At 54.4% G+C, this 20,909-nt stretch carries 18 protein-coding genes; 6 read left to right on the plus strand and 12 right to left on the minus strand.

The window, feature by feature from the left end; all coding sequences use genetic code 11:
- Positions 1-244 precede the first annotated feature (244 nt).
- From speD to ABD035_RS01885, 3 genes are all read right to left on the minus strand, one after another.
- Complete coding sequence (gene speD / locus ABD035_RS01875; RefSeq protein WP_212713027.1) at positions 245-1,048, minus strand: adenosylmethionine decarboxylase; 804 nt, start codon at positions 1,046-1,048, stop codon at positions 245-247.
- 32 nt (positions 1,049-1,080) lie between these two features.
- Positions 1,081-1,941, minus strand: a complete 861-nt coding sequence (gene speE / locus ABD035_RS01880; RefSeq protein ID WP_343867214.1) for a polyamine aminopropyltransferase — start codon at positions 1,939-1,941, stop codon at positions 1,081-1,083.
- A gap of 89 nt (positions 1,942-2,030) precedes the next feature.
- Entirely contained in the window at positions 2,031-2,381 is a 351-nt protein-coding gene (locus tag ABD035_RS01885; RefSeq protein ID WP_212713025.1) for a YacC family pilotin-like protein, read from the minus strand.
- Between the two features lie 157 nt (positions 2,382-2,538).
- Here ABD035_RS01885 and cueO point away from each other — a divergent pair, with 157 nt between their 5' ends.
- From cueO to ABD035_RS01905, 4 genes are all read left to right on the plus strand, one after another.
- Complete coding sequence (gene cueO / locus ABD035_RS01890) at positions 2,539-4,203, plus strand: multicopper oxidase CueO (RefSeq protein WP_343867216.1); 1,665 nt, start codon at positions 2,539-2,541, stop codon at positions 4,201-4,203.
- 208 nt (positions 4,204-4,411) lie between these two features.
- Positions 4,412-4,948 carry a hypoxanthine phosphoribosyltransferase gene (gene hpt, locus ABD035_RS01895; RefSeq protein ID WP_343867218.1) on the plus strand — a complete coding sequence of 179 codons (537 nt, stop codon included), beginning with the start codon at positions 4,412-4,414 and terminating at the stop codon, positions 4,946-4,948.
- Between the two features lie 305 nt (positions 4,949-5,253).
- Positions 5,254-6,180 carry an ABC transporter ATP-binding protein gene (locus ABD035_RS01900; protein WP_343867220.1) on the plus strand — a complete coding sequence of 309 codons (927 nt, stop codon included), beginning with the start codon at positions 5,254-5,256 and terminating at the stop codon, positions 6,178-6,180.
- Positions 6,177-6,947 carry an ABC transporter permease gene (locus ABD035_RS01905; RefSeq protein WP_025901267.1) on the plus strand — a complete coding sequence of 257 codons (771 nt, stop codon included), beginning with the start codon at positions 6,177-6,179 and terminating at the stop codon, positions 6,945-6,947. The genes ABD035_RS01900 and ABD035_RS01905 overlap by 4 nt, the downstream gene beginning before the upstream one ends.
- A 64-nt stretch (positions 6,948-7,011) precedes the next feature.
- Here the strand turns inward: ABD035_RS01905 and panC are convergent, their stop codons facing one another.
- The 8 genes from panC to thpR all read right to left on the minus strand — a co-directional run bounded on the left by panC (position 7,012) and on the right by thpR (position 13,601).
- Positions 7,012-7,869, minus strand: a complete 858-nt coding sequence (gene panC / locus ABD035_RS01910; RefSeq protein ID WP_343867224.1) for a pantoate--beta-alanine ligase — start codon at positions 7,867-7,869, stop codon at positions 7,012-7,014.
- A 27-nt stretch (positions 7,870-7,896) separates the two neighbouring features.
- Complete coding sequence (gene panB / locus ABD035_RS01915) at positions 7,897-8,691, minus strand: 3-methyl-2-oxobutanoate hydroxymethyltransferase (RefSeq protein WP_343867226.1); 795 nt, start codon at positions 8,689-8,691, stop codon at positions 7,897-7,899.
- 81 nt (positions 8,692-8,772) lie between these two features.
- Positions 8,773-9,252: a 2-amino-4-hydroxy-6-hydroxymethyldihydropteridine diphosphokinase gene (gene folK / locus ABD035_RS01920; RefSeq protein ID WP_343867228.1), complete on the minus strand. Its 480-nt coding sequence runs from the start codon at positions 9,250-9,252 to the stop codon at positions 8,773-8,775.
- A gap of 3 nt (positions 9,253-9,255) precedes the next feature.
- On the minus strand, positions 9,256-10,665 hold the full coding sequence (gene pcnB, locus ABD035_RS01925) for a polynucleotide adenylyltransferase PcnB (protein ID WP_212713212.1): 1,410 nt from the start codon (positions 10,663-10,665) through the stop codon (positions 9,256-9,258).
- A gap of 89 nt (positions 10,666-10,754) precedes the next feature.
- Positions 10,755-11,636 (minus strand): tRNA glutamyl-Q(34) synthetase GluQRS, encoded by an 882-nt coding sequence (gene gluQRS / locus ABD035_RS01930; protein WP_343867309.1) that lies wholly within the window; start codon positions 11,634-11,636, stop codon positions 10,755-10,757.
- A gap of 72 nt (positions 11,637-11,708) precedes the next feature.
- The gene (gene dksA / locus ABD035_RS01935; RefSeq protein ID WP_025901272.1) at positions 11,709-12,164 is read right to left on the minus strand and encodes an RNA polymerase-binding protein DksA; all 456 of its coding nucleotides are present in this window, start codon (positions 12,162-12,164) and stop codon (positions 11,709-11,711) included.
- A gap of 179 nt (positions 12,165-12,343) precedes the next feature.
- A complete protein-coding gene (gene sfsA / locus ABD035_RS01940) occupies positions 12,344-13,048 on the minus strand; it encodes a DNA/RNA nuclease SfsA (protein ID WP_343867230.1) in 705 nt (234 codons plus the stop codon).
- A 13-nt stretch (positions 13,049-13,061) separates the two neighbouring features.
- Positions 13,062-13,601, minus strand: a complete 540-nt coding sequence (thpR, locus tag ABD035_RS01945; protein WP_343867232.1) for an RNA 2',3'-cyclic phosphodiesterase — start codon at positions 13,599-13,601, stop codon at positions 13,062-13,064.
- A 139-nt stretch (positions 13,602-13,740) separates the two neighbouring features.
- On the opposite strand from thpR, the gene hrpB reads away from it, so the two are divergent.
- Both hrpB and mrcB read left to right on the plus strand, forming a co-directional pair.
- Entirely contained in the window at positions 13,741-16,185 is a 2,445-nt protein-coding gene (gene hrpB / locus ABD035_RS01950; protein WP_343867311.1) for an ATP-dependent helicase HrpB, read from the plus strand.
- Positions 16,186-16,283: 98 nt separating this feature from the next.
- Positions 16,284-18,782 carry a bifunctional glycosyl transferase/transpeptidase gene (gene mrcB / locus ABD035_RS01955; protein ID WP_212713017.1) on the plus strand — a complete coding sequence of 833 codons (2,499 nt, stop codon included), beginning with the start codon at positions 16,284-16,286 and terminating at the stop codon, positions 18,780-18,782.
- Positions 18,783-19,498: 716 nt separating this feature from the next.
- Here the strand turns inward: mrcB and hemL are convergent.
- On the minus strand, positions 19,499-20,779 hold the full coding sequence (hemL, locus tag ABD035_RS01960; RefSeq protein ID WP_212713016.1) for a glutamate-1-semialdehyde 2,1-aminomutase: 1,281 nt from the start codon (positions 20,777-20,779) through the stop codon (positions 19,499-19,501).
- Between the last annotated feature and the right edge of the window lie 130 nt (positions 20,780-20,909).

Raw genomic sequence — 20,909 nt, forward strand, 5'->3', positions numbered from 1 at the left:
CAGAACCTGTTACCGGCAGGGCGTTATCACACGGGCGTTCAGGTATCAGGACGGTTACAGGCAGGGCGTTACCGCACGGGCGTCCGGGGCACAGAACCTGTTACAGCAGGGCGTTGCCGTACGGTCATCCGGGTCACAGAACCTGTTACAGGCAGGGCGTTACCACACGGTCGTCCGGGTCACCGGAAGACGACAGGCAGGAGTGCAGGAAAAGACCGGCAATAGTGTGCCGGTCAGTGAGCGTTTATTTCTGATTTACCGCCGGAATATTGCGGCCATAATAAATTTCACGCATCTCTTTCCATAACAGTTCAGTGATCCGCTGGTGTTCTCCGGGGGCTAAATCTTCCGGGCGGGTATTGAACAGGTAGTGTTTCAGGTCAAACTCTTTCAGCAGCATTTTGGTATGAAAGATGTTTTCCTGATAGACATTCACATCCATCATGTCGTACATCGATTTCATATTGCCTGACATAAAATTCTGAATCGAATTGATTTCATGGTCGATGAAATGTTTTACCCCGTTAATATCGCGGGTGAATCCCCGGACACGGTAGTCGATGGTGACGATATCGGATTCCAGTTGGTGGATCAGGTAGTTCAGGGCATTCAGCGGGGAAATCACACCACAGGTCGACACCTCAATATCCGCGCGGAAAGTGCAGAGACCGCCTTCGGGATGGCTTTCCGGGTAGGTGTGTACGCAGATATGACTTTTATCGAGATGTGCCACTATCGCGTCCGGTAGCGGGCCGGGATGCTCTGAAGTGTCGATATCGTCAGGATTAACCGGTTCTTCACTCACCAGGATAGTGACGCTGGCCCCCTGGGGCTCATAGTCCTGGCGGGCGATGTTCAGGACATTCGCCCCGATAATCGAACAGGTTTCCGTCAGAATTTCGGTCAGTCGGTTAGCATTATATTGCTCGTCGATATATGCGATGTAGCCGTCACGTTCTTCTTTTGTGTTCGCGTAGCAAATATCATAGATACAAAAACTCAGGCTTTTCGTCAGATTGTTGAAGCCATGTAGTTTTAGCTTTTGCAATTTAGTCCACCTCCTTTAGGGATCGTTGCGGATCACTCTGCTGCCAGAGCATCCAGTAAATACTGTGGTAAGGCAAAACTGCCCTGATGGATCGCCGGCGTATAATAACGGCAGGTGATGCCGGACTCCTCAATGCGCTGAGTGAGCGTCTCATGAGTAAGCGTGCGCAGTGACTCGTTATTACTCGCCCAGGCAAAGGTCATAATCCCGCCGTAATAGGTCGGAACTGCGGCCTGGTAAAAGCTGACATCAGAGAAATAAGGGCGCAGGCGACGATGACTGTTGACCGCTTCTTCCTGCTGCAGGAAACAGACGCCGTTCTGCGCGACGAAGATCCCGCCTTCATTCAGGCAACGCTGGCAGCCTTCGTAGAAATCGGAGGTGAAGAGGCTTTCACCGGGACCTATCGGATCCGTACAGTCAGAAATGATCACATCAAACTTCTGGTCCGTCTGATTCACGAAGTTAACACCGTCGTCGATCACCAGCGTAAAGCGGGGATCATCGTAGGCACCCGCACTGTGATTCGGCAGATACTCACGGCAGAAGGTCACGACCCCGGCATCAATTTCGACCATAGTGATACGTTCCACGCCAGGATGACGGGCGACCTCACGTAACATTCCGCCATCACCGCCGCCGATAATCAGCACACTGCGGGCTTCGCCATGGGCGAACAGCGGGACATGGGTCAGCATCTCATGGTAGATAAACTCATCACGTTCGGTGGTTTGTACCACACCATCCAGCGCCATAACTCTGCCGAAGGCACTGTTTTCAAAAATCACTAAATCCTGGTGTTCGGTCTTATCCCGATAAAGTTCTTTATCGACGGTAAAGTATTGCCCGAACCCGTCATGCAATGTTTCATGCCATTTATCGTGCTGTGACACGTGATAACTCCCCTCTGGTACCGGATGATAAAAATGAACGGGTGATGATAACGAAGTCCCGGCAGTGATGCACGGCATCAGCCTCCGGATTACTTATTCACATAAGCGAGCAGACTGAGTGATTTATCGGCCAGCGATTGGCATTTCTGAGTCCGGGGCACGGCAATCCCACTCAGGTCTTCATAGCTTGATTCGCCACGTTGCTGCATATTCATCTGATTATAGTTAGTTAAATCCCAGCGATTCTGGCGGGCGAAAAAAATAAGGGCATTTCTGATCTGATTATCGGGAATATCCTGATAGCCACAGTCATTTTTCAGGTAAATAAAGACGGCCGTTAAGTCAGCCATATCTTCTGCCTGAGATTCATCGAGTGCAAAGCTGGTGCCGGTGACACTCAGTAAAGCGGTCAGCAGCAGCAGCCTGAAGATTTTAGTCATTGGGGTTCTCTGGTCGCTATCATGTCATCCACGTTAGCATAGTTGCTGTCAGTATGACGATTATTTTGACCGGCCCGAAAGGGCGTGAGCCTTGACCTTCCCGCAGGGATAAGGTTTATGCTTATCAAATGCTTTTTTCGTCTAAGGAAATTCCGTTATGCAGCGTCGAGATTTTCTGAAGCTGACTACCGCGTGTGCAGCGGCAGGCTTACTCCCGGTCTGGAGCCGTTCTCTGATGGCTGCAACCAGACCTCTGTTGCCCGTCCCCCCCCAACTGACCCCGGATATCCGCCAGCGGATACGGTTAACGGCGATGACCGGGATGACCCGCTGGCAGGGCCGGGAAGTCCCTACCTGGGGCTATAATGGCAGCCTGCTGGGCCCGGTACTGCGTCTGCGCCGTCAGCAGCAGGTCACTATCGACATTAATAACACGTTACCGATGGCTACCACCCTCCACTGGCATGGACTGAAAGTCGGAGGCGAGGTGGATGGCGGACCGCAGGAAGTGATCCCGGCGGGAGGGCGGCGGGAAGTGACCTTTACGCCGGACCAGCAAGCCGCAACCTGCTGGTATCATCCGCATTACCACGGTCATACCGGTTTTCAGGTCGCGAAAGGACTGGCAGGAATGCTTATCATTGACGATGATGAAATTGACCTGTTACGTCTGCCGATTGAGTGGGGAGTGGATGATATTCCGCTGATATTCCAGGACAAACAACTGACGGTCGAGGGTACGCAGATTGACTATCAGCTGGATATTATGCGGGCTGCGGTCGGCTGGTTTGGCAATATGATGCTGACTAACGGGGTCAGCTACCCGCAGCATGCGGTGCCTCGTGGCTGGGTACGTTTCAGGATGCTTAACGGCTGTAACGCGCGCAGCCTTATTCTCAGTACCAGTGATCAACGTCCACTCTATGTTATCGCCAGCGATGGGGGATTACTGGCTCAGCCCGTCAAGGTGGATAGCCTGGAGATGATCCCGGGCGAACGCTTTGAAGTGATGGTCGATACCAGTGACGGTAAAGCGTTTGACTTAGTGACGTTGCCGACAGAGCAGGCTGGCATGGTCCTTGCCCCGTTTGACCAGCCGTTACCGGTGCTGAATGTGTTGCCGATACGCATCGCTGGTAGCAGCACGCTACCGGATACCCTCTCGGTGATGCCATCGCTGCCCGCGCAGGAGAGTCTGGCAGGAATGACTAAAAGAACCTTGCAGTTATCCATGGATAAGCAGCTGGACCAGCAGGGGATGGCGGCACTGATTAACCGCTACGGGCATAAAGCGATGGGCGGCATGTCGATGGGGGAAACCACGTCGCCAGACAACAGTATGGCGGGGATGGCGATGCCACATCAGTCGATGTCTTCTCAGGCGACAGGCAGCGGGATGGATAAGATGCCGGGAATGTCGGGTATGACGATGGAGGCACATCCTGCGAAAAGTTCCGGTAAAGCGTATGATTTTCATCAGGGAAATAAAATCAATGGTAAAGCCTTTGATATGAATCACCCGGCTTTTGATGTGCCGCTTCAGACGACAGAGGTCTGGCGTATCAGTGGACAGGGCGACATGATGCTGCATCCTTTCCATGTCCATGGCACTCAGTTCAGGATCCTGTCGGAAAACGGACTGCCGGTCGCGGCACATCGTCAGGGATGGAAGGATATTGTCCGGGTGGAGGGGGGCGTCAGTGAAATTCTGGTGAACTTTACCCATACGGCCAGCCAGAACCAGGCCTATATGGCCCACTGTCATCTGCTGGAACATGAAGATACCGGCATGATGCTCGGCTTCACGGTCAGCCGGACCTGATATCCATAGCCGCAGTGTCCCTCAGCCCCGCCGGCCCCGGCGGGGCTGAGGGCGGCCACCGGCCTGATTTCAGGGACTTAATCGGTTCTCAGGCTATCGTGTGGTGGCAGGTCTGTGCGATAATCCCCGCCATGATCTGCGGATCATGACTGTATTAATCCCCGCCATTGATGAGGTTAAGCTGAGTAAAATCAGTGAGATATATATTATGAAACACACCGTAGAAGTGATGATTTCTGAAGAGGAAATCAGACAGCGTATTACAGCTCTGGGCCAGCAAATCTCTGCAGATTACCGTGATCGCGGCAATGATATTGTGCTGGTCGGACTGTTACGTGGATCATTTATGTTTATGGCCGATTTGTGCCGGGCAATAGACGTTTCTCACGAAGTCGATTTTATTACGGCCTCAAGTTATGGCAATGGTATGTCGAGTACCCGGGATGTCAAAATCATTAAAGATCTTGATGAAGATATCCGGGGCAAAGATGTACTGATTGTTGAAGATATTATCGATTCCGGTAACACCCTGAGCAAAGTGCGTGAGATTTTACGCCTGTGTGAGCCAAAATCTCTGGCTATCTGTACGCTGCTGGATAAGCCTGAGCGCCGGGAAGTGAATGTGGATGTCGAGTATGTCGGCTTCGCTATCCCGGACGAGTTTGTTGTGGGCTACGGTATTGATTACGCTCAGCGTTATCGTCATCTGCCTTATGTCGGCAAAGTGGTGATTCTGGAACCCTGAATCCGGCGTATCAATAGCACGATCTTTCAGGCCGGTTAATCCGGCCTGATTTATACTAAGCACACTTTATCACCGATGCTGTCGTTACTGACAAGGCGTAACCGATCTGTCTGCGTTTATCAGGGACTTTGCCGGTCTTCACCGTCTTTCAGACAGCCACTGCCGTCATCCGCCAGATTCGCACGGTTTAGCCGGTCTTAACGGACGGTTCAGATCTCAGGCGTCAGCAGTCATTCGCGGAACCCCCGACGAAATCGCGGTAAAAATTAACTTTAATTCCTTTATTATCTCAGGATGGAACAGGTATGACGTATGCACTGGAAATCTCCGGGCTGACTAAAACCTATGGTGAGGCGGTCCATGCCCTGAAAGGGCTGGATCTGACTGTCAGGGCCGGAGATTTTTACGCCTTACTGGGCCCGAACGGTGCCGGTAAATCAACCACGATTGGTATCATCAGTTCCCTGGTGAACAAAACCTCCGGACAGGTGAAAGTGTTTGGCTATGACCTGGAAAATGACAAGGTCAACGCCAAGCGCCAGTTAGGCCTGGTACCGCAGGAGTTCAATTTTAACCCTTTCGAAACCGTGCTGCGGATTGTTGTCAGCCAGGCAGGGTATTATGGTGTTGAACGTAAAGAGGCGCTGAACCGGGCGGAGAAATACCTGCGTCAGCTGGACCTTTGGGAAAAACGTGATCAGCGGGCAAGAATGTTGTCCGGCGGAATGAAGCGTCGCCTGATGATAGCCCGTGCGCTGATGCATGAGCCTAAGCTCTTAATTCTTGATGAGCCGACGGCCGGGGTCGATATCGAGCTTCGTCGTTCCATGTGGACCTTTCTGAAAACGCTGAACGAGCAGGGGACGACGATTATTCTGACGACCCACTACCTTGAAGAGGCCGAGATGCTATGCCGCAATATCGGCATTATTCAGCGGGGAGAGCTGGTAGAAAATACGTCGATGAAAGCCCTGCTCGGCAAGCTGAAGTCAGAAACCTTTATTCTTGACCTTTCGCCGGACAGTCCGCGTCCGGTCCTTGACGGATTCACTGCTCAGCTGGTGGATGCCTCGACCCTGGAAGTCGAAGTATTGCGGGAGCAGGGGCTGAATGATGTCTTCAGTCAGCTGACATCTCAGGGGATTTCGGTATTGAGTATGCGTAATAAAGCCAACCGTCTGGAAGAGCTCTTCGTCAGTCTGGTTAATGGTTCTGCGGAGGGAAGTTCATGACGCATTTATATTGGGTCGCGTTAAAGAGTATCTGGGGCAAAGAGATCCATCGTTTTATGCGGATCTGGATACAGACACTGGTGCCACCGGTGATCACCATGACGCTCTATTTTATTATTTTCGGAAACCTGATTGGTTCCCGAATCGGTGATATGCATGGCTTCAGTTATATGCAGTTCATCGTGCCGGGACTGATTATGATGTCGGTGATCACCAACTCCTATTCCAATGTGGCCTCTTCTTTTTTCAGTGCAAAATTTCAGCGCAATATTGAAGAATTGCTGGTCGCGCCGGTGCCGACTCATATCATTATTGCCGGCTATGTCGGTGGCGGCGTGGCGCGGGGGATCTGTGTCGGGATTCTGGTCACGGCGATTTCACTGTGCTTTGTCCCGTTCCATGTCTATTTCTGGCCGATGGTCGCGTTAACCATCGTCCTGACATCGGTACTGTTTTCGCTGGCCGGGCTGCTGAATGCGGTCTTTGCCCGTTCGTTCGATGATATCAGCCTGATCCCGACGTTCGTGCTGACACCGCTGACCTATCTGGGCGGCGTGTTTTATTCGCTGTCTCTGCTGCCGCCGGTCTGGCAGGTGATTTCCAAACTGAACCCTATCGTCTACATGATCAGCGGGTTCCGTTATGGCTTCCTGGGGATCAGTGACGTTCCGGTCGCGTTAACCATTACTATTCTGCTGGTCTTTATCGCGGCGTTCTATACCCTGGTCTGGACACTGATCCAGCGCGGCAGAGGCTTACGTAGCTGATCTCCGCACCCCGCCACCGGTCGGTGGCGGGGAAACTTTCCCGCCTGTCACGTCACCCTAAACCTCAAGCCTGCGATAAAGCCACACATTGATTATCAATCAGTCTGGCATGACCCAGCCAGGCGGCCATCAGGATCACCGCATTGCGGCTTTCAGATGTCAGCGGATGCAGCGTCTCGCTGTCGCAAATCGCAATATTATCCGGGGTAAACCCATAGTCACGGAGCTGTGATCCCGCCTCCGCGATAAGTGTGCTGATATCGCTCTCTCCGGCCGTCAGCCGGTCAGCGAGAGTGTTCATCACCCGGCTCAGGTAAGGGGCTGTCTTACGCTCTTTCGGGGTCAGATAGCCATTACGTGAACTTAACGCCAGGTTATCCGCGGCACGTACGGTAGGCACGCCGATAATCTCTATCGGATAGCCCAGGTCCGCCACCATTTTACGGATGACGAGTAACTGCTGAAAATCTTTCTCACCGAAACAGGCGATATCCGGCCGCACCATATTAAACAGCTTACTGACAATGGTCGTGACGCCCCTGAAATGGCCAGGCCGGCTGGCCCCTTCAAGCAAACCGGAAAGCCCGGGGACCTCGACAAAGGTCTGCTCGCCGGTCCCCTGAGGATAAATAGCACTGACCCCGGGCACAAACAGAATATCGGTCTGGTATTGTTCCAGCTTTTCGCTGTCTTCACGCAAGGTCCGTGGATAACGGGACAAATCCTCAGGCCGATCAAATTGCATCGGGTTCACAAAAATGGAGGCGACGACGATATCGGCCTGTGCTCTGGCGGTTGAGATCAGCTGCAAATGCCCGTCATGCAGGTTTCCCATCGTCGGCACCAGGGCAATGCGCAGATTTTTTCGTCGCAGACGGCTGATTTCTTCCTGTAAGGCTGCCGGTGTTTCAATAATAAGCACGCTATTCTTCCTTTCTTATTGAAATAATTACTGGAAACAATGTTCCGTTGCGGGATAACGGCCTTCCGCGACCTGACGTTTGTAAAGCGCAACGGCAGTGCGGATATCCCCGGTGTCGGCAAGGAAGTTTTTGCTGAATTTCGGGGGCTTACCGGCGGTGATCCCTAAGGCATCATGCATGACCAGAATCTGTCCGTCGGTGCCGGGGCCGGCGCCGATCCCGATCACCGGGATGGATAATTCTCCGGTGATCTGCCGGGCCAGCGATGCCGGTACGCATTCGAGCACCAGCAGTTGCGCGCCAGCCCGTTCCAGTGCCAGTGCATCACTGAGCAACGTGTCTGCGGCCGCCTGCTCGCGGCCCTGAACCTTGTAGCCGCCAAAAATATTTACCGATTGGGGCGTCAGTCCCAGATGTCCACAGACCGGCACTGCCCGCTCGGTCAGACAGCGTACGGTCTCACTCAGCCAGGCGCCTCCTTCCAGTTTCACCATATTCGCCCCGGCGCGCATCAGCTGAGAGGCGTTCTCACAGGATTGTTGCGGGGTGGCATAGCTCATAAAGGGAAGGTCTGACATCAGCAGCGCCGCGGGGGCGCCTTTACGCACCATCGCGGTGTGATAAGCAATATCAGCCACGGTGACAGGTAATGTTGAATCATGTCCCTGAAGGGTCATTCCCAGAGAATCCCCGACCAGCAGAACAGGGATCGCCTGTTCCGCGAAAAGGTGAGCAAAGCTATAGTCGTAGGCTGTCAGTGCGGCAAATTTCTCTCCTGACTGCTTCCATTTTCTGAGATCCTGAATGGTAACAGATTGCAAAGTAACCTCTTGTCATCATTTTTTTGATGAGTGAGTTTACCGTAATGCCGTGAGAGGGGGAATGCCCCCTGCAGGGATAAGTTACCAGAGGGTAATGTCGCGGGTGTCCAGCGGGGTCAGTAACTCACTGACCAGACGGCCATCAGGAAGACGGCAGTCCGGGGCGATTTCGTTCAGAGGAAGCAGCATAAATGCTCGCCGGTGCATATCATAATGCGGAACCGTTAAACGCGGAGTATCGATAACCTGCTGACCAAATAATAAGATATCGAGGTCCAGCGTGCGTGGCCCCCAGCGCTCATCTTTGCGGACACGACCTTGTTCCAGCTCAATACGCTGGGTGTGATCAAGTAAACCGGCAGCGTCCAGAGAGGTCTCAAGGGCAATCACGGCATTCAGATAATCCGGCTGATCGGCGGGCCCGTAAGGCGGAGTACGGTACAGGGAGGAGGTCGCGACACGCCGGCTGCCGGGAATGGCATCCAGCGCGTTCAGTGCGGCCTGCACCTGGTGCAGAGGGTCCGCAAGATTACTACCCAGCGCAATGTAGACCCGTGTCATGATTCAGCTCTTCCGTGCGGCAGGCTGACGGCGGCGGGAGCGGTTATGCCGGCGGCGCTGCGTAGGATCCGTGCCCAGATTCTGGATCATAGAGGCCTGACGCGGAGGCGGAGCCGACTGGAACTCACCCCACCACTGGGCCAGACGTTCCAGCTCAGCATTGTTTTCGACTTCAGCCCGCAGCAGCAGTAAATCGTAAGCGGCGCGGAATTTCGGATGCTCCATCAGCTTCCAGGCGCGCTTGCCGTGCCTGCGGGGTAAACGGAGCTGCAGTGACCAGATATCACGGATCAGGCTGGTAATGCGTTTCGGGATGGCGATAGCGCGGCACGCTTCATCCAGCGTATCGTTCATGGCCAGGGCAAAGGCCTCGTACCATGGCAAACCACTTTCCTGAGCAATCTGTTGCGCCCGTTCAGACTGCGGATACCAGAGCATGGCCGCAAACAGGAATGCCGGATTGACCCGCATATCATTATGAATGCGCGTATCGGTATTTTTCAGCACCTGAACGATCATACGTTCCATTGCACTGTCTTCCTGAGCGGTCAGATACTGTGTAATGGTCGGGAACAGGGGCTGGAAGAGCTGGTATTGTTTGAGCAGAGCATAGGTCTGCTCGCCATAACCGGCCTGCAGCAGCTTCAGAGACTCTTCAAATAGCCGTGCGGAAGGAATATCTTTCAGCAGGATCGCCAGTCGCGTAATCGGCTCTGCGGTCTGCGGGTCGATAGACATATTCAGTTTCGCCGCGAAACGGACCACGCGAAGCATGCGCACCGGGTCTTCGCGATAACGGGTTTCCGGATCGCCAATCAGGCGGATAATGCCCTGCTGCAAATCCTGCAGGCCGCCGACATAATCACGGACCGTGAAGTCGGCCACGCTGTAGTAGAGGCTATTGATGGTCAGGTCACGGCGCTGGGCATCATCTTCAATCGAGCCAAAAATATTGTCCCGCAGCAGCATCCCGTTCTGACCGCGCTGAGACTGGTTACGATCCTCTGTGGTATCGGTCGCGGTTTCCAGCGCATGATGGCCGCGGAAGGTGGCAACCTCGATAACCTCAGGGCCGAACATGACATGAGCCAGACGGAAGCGTCTGCCGACCAGGCGGCAGTTACGGAACAGCTTGCGCATCTGCTCAGGGGTGGCATTGGTGGTAATGTCGAAATCTTTCGGTTTTTTACCCAGCAGAAGATCCCGGACACCGCCGCCAACCAGATAGGCTTCAAAGCCTGCTTTGTTTAAGCGATACAATACCTTCAGCGCATTTTCGCTGATGTCGCGACGGGAGATATTGTGCTGATCGCGTGGAATGACAGTCATCAGATTTTGGTCTTTTTTCTCTGCGGGCGCGTCTTCTTCACGAAGGAGAACTTTCCGGCAGAAATTCGCTACTCGGGTAAAAATGGTACACCTCGACAGTGGCATAAATTAAGTGGTGCTCAAAACAGCGGCTAATCATAGCCTGTTGTGAGCTGTTTGAGAATGCTGTTCGGTTATCCGGCCGGGATTAAAACATCATTCACCGGAATTTTCTCTGGATCCCATTGTATTATTGCCTGTTTTAACAGCTCATCCCGCGAAAGATCCCGCCAGGGCTGAGCTAACGGCTGCCCTAAAAACTGTAAAGCGCGGGCTAATACCGGCCGCGGATCGTCTGCCGGTAACGACGGCGCATGGTTCTGCTTGGATAATTTTCCTCCGTCAGGCGAGATAACCAGTGGCAGATGCATATAATCGGGCACCGGCCAGCCCAGTTGTTGATACAAACTGATTTGCCTGACGGTCGGTTCAATCAGGTCTGCGCCCCGTACGATTTCTGTCACGCCCTGATAGTGGTCATCCACTACCACGGCGAGGTTATAGGCAAATAACCCGTCACGCCGATGAATAATAAAGTCTTCGGCGGCCAGTGACGGATGCGCAACAATGTCGCCCCGCAGACGGTCGGTAAAAGAGAAAACCGGGTGTTGCTGAAAAAAACGCAGGGCGGCCTGCCCGGCAGGCAGATTCAGGTGGCGGCAATGTCCGTCATAATAGCCTCCGTTCTGACGGATTCGGCGGCGGCTGCAGTGACAGAAATAACTTTGGTGGTGTGAAATGAGCTGCTGAAGAATATCAAGATACGCCTCTGTCCGGCGGGATTGCCAGAGTACGTCGCCGTCCCAGTGCAGACCATAATGGTCGAGTTGCTTCAGGATGGTATCGGCGGCCCCTTCCGTTTCACGGGGGGGATCAATGTCTTCGATACGTACCCACCAGGTGCCGTGTTGTGCACGGGCGCTAAGATAGCTGCCGAGGGCGGCAATCAGCGAGCCGAAATGCAAGGGGCCGGAAGGTGAGGGGGCAAAGCGCCCGATACAGGAATTTTTCAACATCATCAGCAGGAATGACCGGGCAACACTTCCGCAATGGCGGTGCCGCCCGGCTGAGTAAGCTCAGGACCGGAATTAACCAGCCATTTGCTTTTCACGGATTTCGGCCAGCGTCTTACAATCGATACATAAATCGGCTGTCGGACGGGCCTCAAGACGACGGATGCCAATCTCTACACCGCAGGATTCACAGTAACCGAAATCGTCATCTTCGACTTTTTTCAGTGTCTTCTCGATTTTTTTAATCAGTTTACGTTCACGGTCACGGTTACGCAGTTCCAGACTGAACTCTTCTTCCTGAGCGGCCCGGTCAACCGGATCCGGGAAGTTCGCCGCTTCGTCCTGCATATGTGTGACAGTACGGTCGACTTCATCCCTGAGTTGATTACGCCAGGCTTCAAGAATTTTTCTGAAGTGAGTCAGCTGGGCTTCGTTCATATACTCTTCGCCCGGTTTCCCTTGATATGGCTCCACCCCAGCGATGGCGAGGATACTCAGGGACGATGTTTTACGGTTTTGCCCTTCTTGCATGCTGTTTCTCCTGGATAACACGCACTATCGATTCCCATTGAGGGAAAAAAACAGGCCGCTATAAATAGCAGAAGCTATCCCTATTGGCAATTACTGATATTGTGTCTTGTTACTCACTTGTCAATAAGTTTGACATCAAAACACAGAATTATCTTTGCAATACACACGATTGCAGCCTTTTACTGTCCGAAAGCGATAGAAAATTCTATTTTAGTATCGGCAGATGTCAGCGATGCTTTATAGACCAGAATTTCAACCCCGGCTACCCTGGCTTGATCAAGAAGTGCTGCATAGCGGGGATCAATGTGTCGTGCGACGTTTATTTGCTCAATTCCGCTATGTAAGACAGCAAAAAAAAGGACGGCCCGCTGACCTGAAGCCGCAATTGCCATTAATTCGCGTAAATGCTTTTGTCCGCGAACCGTGACGGCATCGGGAAAATATCCTTTTCCCTCCTCCAGCAGCGTGACCGATTTTACCTCAACGTAGCAATCCGCGACCCCCGGTGCCCGGAGCAGGAAATCTATCCGGCTACCTTCTGCGCCGTATTTCACTTCACGTTTACAGTCACGGTAACCCGCCAGTTCAGAGATCACGCCGCCGGTAAAGGCTTCGTAAAAAAGGGAATTAGCCCGCAATGTGTTGACGCAAATCCAATCGCCGGCAGCGGTTTCGGTCAGTTCCCAGCTATGAGGATACTTCCGGGTTTTGCTGTCGGAGGTGGAATACCATACGGTATCTCCGGGCGTTGCACAGCCGGTCATTGCGCCGGTATTGGCACAGTGAAGCGTAAACACGTCTCCTTGCGGGGTCTCCACATCGGCCAGAAAACGTTTATAACGCTTAATTAAACGGGCAGATTTCAGTGCGGGAATGAACTGCATAATGAAAATCTCTTTATGGAATAGTATCGGTCAGTAAAGGAAAACGAGCCACACAACGTGCAGCCCGCTTCCGGCCGCTGCCGGGGATGGCCATCAGGGAGAAGTCTGTTATCCGGGTGTGCCACGAAAATCCCGGCGCAGGCAGTTTCACCGGCTGAAAAGCCTGATGGATGAGCCGCACATGCGGATGAAAAGGCAGGGACGGCTGCGGGCACCCCTGGCGAGCCGCCCGTGCACGCAGCAGGGCCGCCAGCTGTAATAGTCCTGAGGGGGCGGAACGGCTCCCCAGCCAGATATGCCCTGACCGGGGCCAGTGGCCGGCATCGTTTAGCGTCAGGGTAAAGGCAGGTTGCCGGATACGGGCGGCCTGCTGTTGCAGATGTTCAACGGAGGACTCACTGATCTCCCCGAGCCAGGCCAGTGTCATCATCAGCCCGGCCGCAGGCAGCGGACGCCCGTAATCCGCCGGAAAATGCTCTGCCCGCCAGGCGACCAGAGAACGTTGCAGCCCCGCGGGCAACGTGAGGGCAAAAAAATATTGGGGTCCGGTCATCTCTGCGCCCTCAGAAAGAACAGCTAAGTTGCTGCTCACCGTCAGCATCGCTGACGGTGAGCAGGCGGGCAAAGGTGAGGATGATTTCGTTGAGTGTTATCATGCCGGCAATATTACCATAGCTTGTGCGGAGTTTTCGTTGCAGTCATTACCGGTCAGTGAAGTACTGGATGAATTGTCTGAAGCGCTGGAGCGCGCGCCTCAGGTCTTACTGATAGCGCCGCCAGGCGCGGGGAAGTCGACCTGGTTACCCCTGCAACTGCTTGAGAAAGTGCAGGGCGAAGGGCGGATTATTCTGCTGGAACCCCGTCGTCTGGCGGCCAGGAGTGTCGCCCGTCGTCTGGCAGAGACGCTGGGTGAAGTTCCCGGCCAGACCATTGGTTACCGCATGCGCGGGGAAAGCAGGACAGGGCCGCAGACACGACTGGAGGTGGTGACCGAGGGTATTCTGACGCGCATGTTACAGCAGGATCCCGAGCTGAATGGGGTGTCGCTGGTGATCCTTGACGAATTCCATGAACGCAGCTTGCAGGCTGACCTGTCATTAGCATTATTGCTGGATGTGCAGCAGAGCCTGCGGGATGACCTGAAAATCTTATTAATGTCTGCCACGCTCGACCATCAGCGACTGACCGGGTTGCTCCCCGACGCCCCGGTCATTATTTCCGGCGGACGGAGTTTTCCTGTAGAGCGGCGATTTATTTCATTGTCTGCCAGACTGCCTTTTGCACAGGCCGTTGCCCGCGAGACCGCACAGATAATGAACGAACATCCGGGGTCGTTATTGCTGTTTCTGCCGGGAGAAAAAGAGATTCTGGCAGTAAAGGAAGCGCTGAGTGGCCGTCTGAGTGATGACACCGGCCTCTTTCCTTTATATGGCGCGATGGGGCTGGCCGCTCAGCAGCAAGCAATCGCCCCGTCAGCCCCGGGGCTACGGAAAGTGGTGCTGGCGACCAATATTGCCGAGACCAGCCTGACCATTGAAGGGATTACCCTGGTCGTTGATTCGTGCCTGGAACGATCCGTCCGCTTCGACAGTAAAAGCGGACTGAGTATTTTACAAACACAGCGCATCAGTCAGTCCTCCATGGTGCAGCGGGCCGGACGTGCAGGCCGGCTGGCGCCAGGCATTTGCTGGCATTTAATCAGTCAGGAACAGGCGGAACGGGCGGCTGCGACCGCAGATGCGGAAATTCTGCACAGTGACCTTAGCGGACTGATGCTGGATGTACTGACCTGGGGGTGTTCGCAGGTCTCTCAGCTGCAATGGCTGGATTGCCCGCCGGAAAAACACGGTCAGGCAGCACTGCAGGTACTGGAACAGCTGGGGGCGGTCAATGACCGGCATCAGTTAACTGCCCGCGGGCGGCAGATGGCGGGGGCCGGGACCGACCCGCGACTGGCGGCTTTGCTCAGCGCAGGGATGCACTCGCCGGAGGCGATGGCAACAGCCAGTCTGCTGGTAGCGATTCTGGAAGATCCTCCCCGACGGCATGACGGGGATCTTATGTCGCTCTTTCTGCACCCGCAGGAGAGCTGGCGCCTTCGTGCAAAAGCGTTACAGAAAAAAAGCGGGCTGGCCGCAGCGCAGCCAGAAGATGGCAGAGTCGCGGAGTTACTGATGGCCGGGTTTGCCGACCAGTTAGCACGGCAGCGAGGTCAGAGCGGACGCTACCTGCTGGCCAAAGGTATCGGGGCCAGCACCCTGAACGACTCTCCGCTGGTCAGGCATGAATGGCTTATCGTTTTACATTTATCGCTGAATGCACAGGCATCAGAGGCCCGTATCCGTCTGGCGCTGCCGGTGGATATTACCGCGTTACAGGCCAGCTATCCCGGGCTTGCAAAAGAGCGGGATGAAGTGGAATGGGATGAAGAAAAAGGGATATTGCGGGTGCACCGCCGGAAGGCTATCGGGGCGTTGATCCTGAGCTCCAGGCCCGGGGAACGTCCGGAGGCGGCACTGCTTCATCAGGCGATGCTGCGCTGGGTCAGAGCGAAAGGGCTGAAGGTATTACCCTGGTCACCGGCGTCTGAACAGTTGCGGGCCAGGCTGGCCTGTGCAGCAGAATGGTTGCCACAGGAGGACTGGCCGGCAATGGAAGACGAAGCATTGCTGGATAGCCTGGAAACCTGGCTGTTGCCGGAAATGAGTGCAGTGACCGATGCCCGTTCGTTTAATACTATTAATATTTCATCAGCTTTATTACATTTAATCACATGGTCACAACGTCAGCGACTGGATAGTGAGCTACCAACTCATTACACTGTGCCGACGGGGAGTCGGTTATTGATCCGCTATACTGTCGGGCAATCACCGGTACTGGCTGTCCGCATACAGGAAATGTATGGTGAAGCTACCACCCCGGTGATCGCCGGAGGCCGTATACCTCTGGTGCTGGAACTGTTATCACCCGCAATGCGTCCGTTGCAAATTACCCGGGATTTAGCGGGGTTCTGGCAGGGAGCCTGGCGTGAAGTGCAGAAGGAAATGAAAGGGCGTTATCCGAAACACCCGTGGCCGGACGATCCGGCGACGGCGATGCCGACGCGACGGAGTAAAAAGTTTTCCCCCGGTCATTGATGATCCGGTCTCTCTTTCAGAGGGTTCCGGCATGTAATCCGCCGGGATCGGGATTAAAGTAACGCGCATGCTAAGGCTATGCCTGGAGAGTAAAATTCATGTCTGGGAACGATCGCGAACCGATCGGGCGAAAAGGAAAAACGCCTCGTCAACCGGAAAAAAAACGCCCTCGTGCGAAAAGTAAAAATTCAAAAGCGTATGATGATCATGAGATCAGTGGTTACGAGGAGGAAGTGGCTTTGGCACGTAAAGGAAAGAAGAAACCACCGATGAAGAAAAGGCGCTGGCTGGGATGGCTGATTAAGCTGTTCCTGTTAGGTGCCATTGTGCTTGCCGCCTGGGGCGTCTATCTCGATTCTGAAATCCGTCATCGTGTCGATGGCCAGGTTTGGCAGCTGCCGGCGGCCGTGTACGGACGGGTGGTCAGCCTTGAACCGGGAATGAGTTTTGACCGTAAAGGCATGCTCGAACTACTGGAAGGGACGCAGTACCGTCAGGTCACGCGCATTACCCGGCCGGGTGAGTTTACGGTAAAAGGAAATACCATCGACTTACTGCGCCGTCCTTTTGATTTCCCGGACGGGAAAGAAGGGCAGATCAACGCACAAATGACGTTCAGTAACGGTGAGCTGAGCGAAATCAAAAACCTGGATACCGGGCGTGATTTCGGGTATTTCCGGCTGGATCCGCGTCTGATTACCATGCTGCAATCCCCGAACGGTGAACAGCGGTTATTTGTGCCGCGCTCAGGGTTCCCGAATCAGCTGGTGGATACACTGATTGCGACGGAAGATCGTCACTTCTATGAACATGATGGTATCAGTCTGTATTCGATTGGTCGTGCATTTGTCGCCAACATCACTGCCGGTCGTGCCGTCCAGGGCGGAAGTACACTGACTCAGCAGCTGGTGAAAAACCTGTTCCTGACCAACAAACGCACCCTGTGGCGTAAAGTCCGTGAAGCCTATATGGCAATCATTATGGATTCACGTTACAGCAAAGATCGTATTCTGGAACTGTACCTGAATGAAGTGTATCTCGGACAGGCCGGTAACGATCAGATCCGTGGTTTCCCGCTGGCGAGCCTCTATTACTTTGGGCGCCCGGTTGATGAACTGAGCCTGGATCAGCAGGCACTGCTGGTCGGCATGGTGAAAGGTGCGTCACTGTACAACCCGTGGCGTAATCCGAAACTGGCGCTGGAGCGTCGAAATGTCGTCCTGCGTTTACTGCAGCAGCAAAAGTACATTGATGAAGATCTGTATAACAGTCTGTCAGCCCGTCCGCTCGGGGTACAACCGAAAGGGGGAGTCATTACACCTCAGCCGGCCTTTATGCAGATGGTCCGTAATGAACTGCAGCAAAAACTGGGCGATAAGGTTAAAGATCTTTCCGGCGTGAAGATTTTCACCACTCTGGACCCGATCTCGCAGGATGCGGCGGAAAAAGCGGTCATTGACGGGATCCCGCAGCTGAAAAAACTGCACGGATTGAAAGATCTGGAAACGGCGATGGTGGTGGTTGACCGGAACACCGGTGAAGTCCGTGCCATGGTTGGCGGCGCTGATCCGCAGTTTGCCGGTTATAACCGTGCGATGCAGGCACGACGCTCTATAGGTTCTCTGGCCAAACCGGCGACGTATCTGACCGCCCTGGCTCAGCCTCAGACCTATCGTCTGAACAGCTGGATTGCTGACCAGCCACTGTCGCTGAAACAGCCGAACGGCCAGATCTGGAGTCCGGAAAACGATGACCACCGTTTCAGCGGTAAGGTGTTACTGGTCGATGCACTGACTCACTCCATGAACGTCCCGACCGTTAACCTCGGTATGTCTCTGGGGCTTGGTAATGTCGTGGATACCTGGGAGAAACTCGGGGTAGGTAAAGATCAGCTCACCGCGGTCCCGGCCATGTTGCTGGGTGCACTTAACCTGACACCGGTTGAAGTGGCACAGGCTTTCCAGTCCATCGCCAGTGGTGGTAACCGTGCAACACTGTCCGCAGTACGCTCTGTGATCTCTGAAGACGGGAAAGTGCTGTACCAGAGTTATCCTCAGGCACAGCGGGTGGAGCCACCGGAAGCGGCTTACCTGACGCTGTATGCGATGCAGCAGGTGGTTAACCGCGGCACCGCACATGCATTGGGTGCACAATACCCGACGATGCATCTGGCGGGTAAAACCGGGACGACCAACAACATGGTGGACAGCTGGTTTACCGGTATCGATGGTAAAGAAGTGACAGTGACCTGGGTCGGTCGCGATAACAACCAGCCAACGAAACTGTGGGGTTCCAGTGGGGCATTACAGATCTATCGTCGTTACCTGGCTAACCAGCCACCGACGCCGCTTGATCTGACACCGCCGGATGATGTGACCACGATGAATATTGACTCGGCGGGTAACTTCATCTGTGGCAGCGGCAGTACTACCTGGCGTTCACTGCCGGTCTGGGCCTCTGATCCGAATGCGCTATGTCAGCAACAGCAACAGCAGCAACAACAGCAGCAGCAGTTGCAGCAACAGCAGCAACAGGAACAGCAGGACAGCAGCGGTAACGGTGTTGCCGGCTGGATTAAGGATATGTTCGGGCAGTAACCGACAGTAGTTATGCACAAAAAGGCGCTCCGGCGCCTTTTTTTATGGGCCGATGATTGAGGCCTGTGCCGCGTCAGACAGTCCGTGACGGTAATCGCTGTCAGAAGGGATGCTAACCGCCACTGTGCTATCCGTGGCTGTGGTTCAGGATGTCACCTGATCACCTGCCCCTTAATTCTGGCGGGGTCGACGAGGCCCGTACTGAACCTTTCGCCGGCGCTCTGCGGCCATCCGGTAGTTGTTCGTCTTCAGCGAAATACCGCGGAAAGCCACCCCGGCAACCTTATCCCCGCTCCGGCCTGATCACCGCCCGTAATCACTGATATTCACCTGTCGCAGAGCAACAAAGCAATAGACACTGAGAGGAAAAGGGGGCCAGGGAAAATCCACCGGCGCTGAGGCCAGAATGTCCGGGAGGTGAGCGAAAGACTGGCGGAGGCGGTCGGGCGAACTCAACCCGGGACGGGGAGTCCCCTTCAGATCTTCAGCCAAACGCTCTCTCAAAGAGAGGAAGCCGGTCAGAACTACCTTTCAGGTAAGGCTACTGCCGGTCAGACCTTCTGGGAACCACTGCTCTGAGATAAAGAGAGGAAGCCGGTCAGGACTACTTTTCAGGCAAGGTTACTGCCGGTCAGACCGAAGGATTTCCGCTCAGAGTCCGGCAGCATCAGAGAATAAAAAAGGCGCACAGGCGCCTTTTCGTGTCCTGAAACGGATTACAACCGGGCAAAGCAACGACGGGCTGCATCGATGGTCTTCTGAATATCTTCCGGACTGTGTGCCAGAGACATAAACCCGGCTTCGAACGCTGACGGTGCAAAATAGATCCCTTCTTCCAGCATCAGATGGAAGAATTTCTTAAAGCGTTCAGTGTCACACTGGCAGACGTCCTGGTAACAGGTGACGGAAGGTAATGTAGTAAAGAAGATACCGAACATTCCGCCGACATGGTTGATCACCAGCGGGATATTTTCTTCCTGCGCGGCATGCAGCAGGCCTTCGGCCAGGCGATCGGTCAGTTCGGTGAGGGTAGAATGTGTCCCGGGTTGTGCCACCTGACTCAGACAGGCAAAACCGGCAGCCATCGCTAACGGGTTACCTGAAAGCGTTCCGGCCTGATATACCGGGCCGGTCGGTGCCAGCGCTTCCATCACTTCACGGCGTCCGCCAAAGGCACCGACAGGCATGCCACCACCGATAATCTTACCAAGACAGGTCAGGTCCGGTGTGACGTCATAATAAGCCTGCGCGCCACCCAGCGCGACCCTGAAACCGGTCATCACTTCATCGATGATCAGTAATGCGCCGTTCTCATCACAAATTTCCCGCAGCCCCTGCAGGAATCCTTCCGCAGGTGGAATACAGTTCATGTTCCCGGCCACCGGTTCGACGATAATGCAGGCGATTTCCTGCGGGTACTGCCGGAAGGCTTCCCTTACCGACTCCAGGTCGTTATAGGTACAGGTCAGGGTATGACGAGCGAAATCTGCAGGCACCCCCGGAGAATTCGGCTGTCCGAGCGTCAGCGCGCCCGACCCGGCTTTTACCAGCAGGTGGTCGGCATGACCATGGTAGCAGCCTTCAAACTTGACTATCTTATCGCGACCGGTATAGCCACGGGCCAGACGGATAGCACTCATGGTCGCTTCGGTGCCTGAGTTCACCATCCGGACCATATCCATCGATGGCACCAGTTCACAGACCAGTTCCGCCATCCGGACTTCCATTTCGGTCGGCGCACCAAAGCTCAGACCGCGGCCTGCAGCTTCAATCACCGCATTGCGGATACCGGGGTTGTTATGGCCCAGCACCATCGGCCCCCATGAACCGACGTAGTCGATGTAGGCTTTGCCGTCTGCGTCATATAAATAGGCCCCTTCGGCGTGTTCGATAAATAAAGGGGTGCCGCCAACGCCGGTAAATGCCCGCACAGGGGAATTTACGCCGCCCGGGATAAGACGTTGTGCCTCATGGTATAGGTGTTCAGACTTGCTCATCGCATCGGTTCCTGTTGTCGCTGAATAATTACAGCGGATAGTTTACGGGAACACCCTTGCGCCGCGAAAGTCCCGGGTATTGTATTGCTACATTTAAGCACCAAAAAAACGTATTAAACGGTATACTGCT

Origin of the sequence: Tatumella terrea, assembly GCF_039523755.1 — a bacterium.
Lineage (GTDB): Bacteria > Pseudomonadota > Gammaproteobacteria > Enterobacterales > Enterobacteriaceae > Tatumella > Tatumella terrea.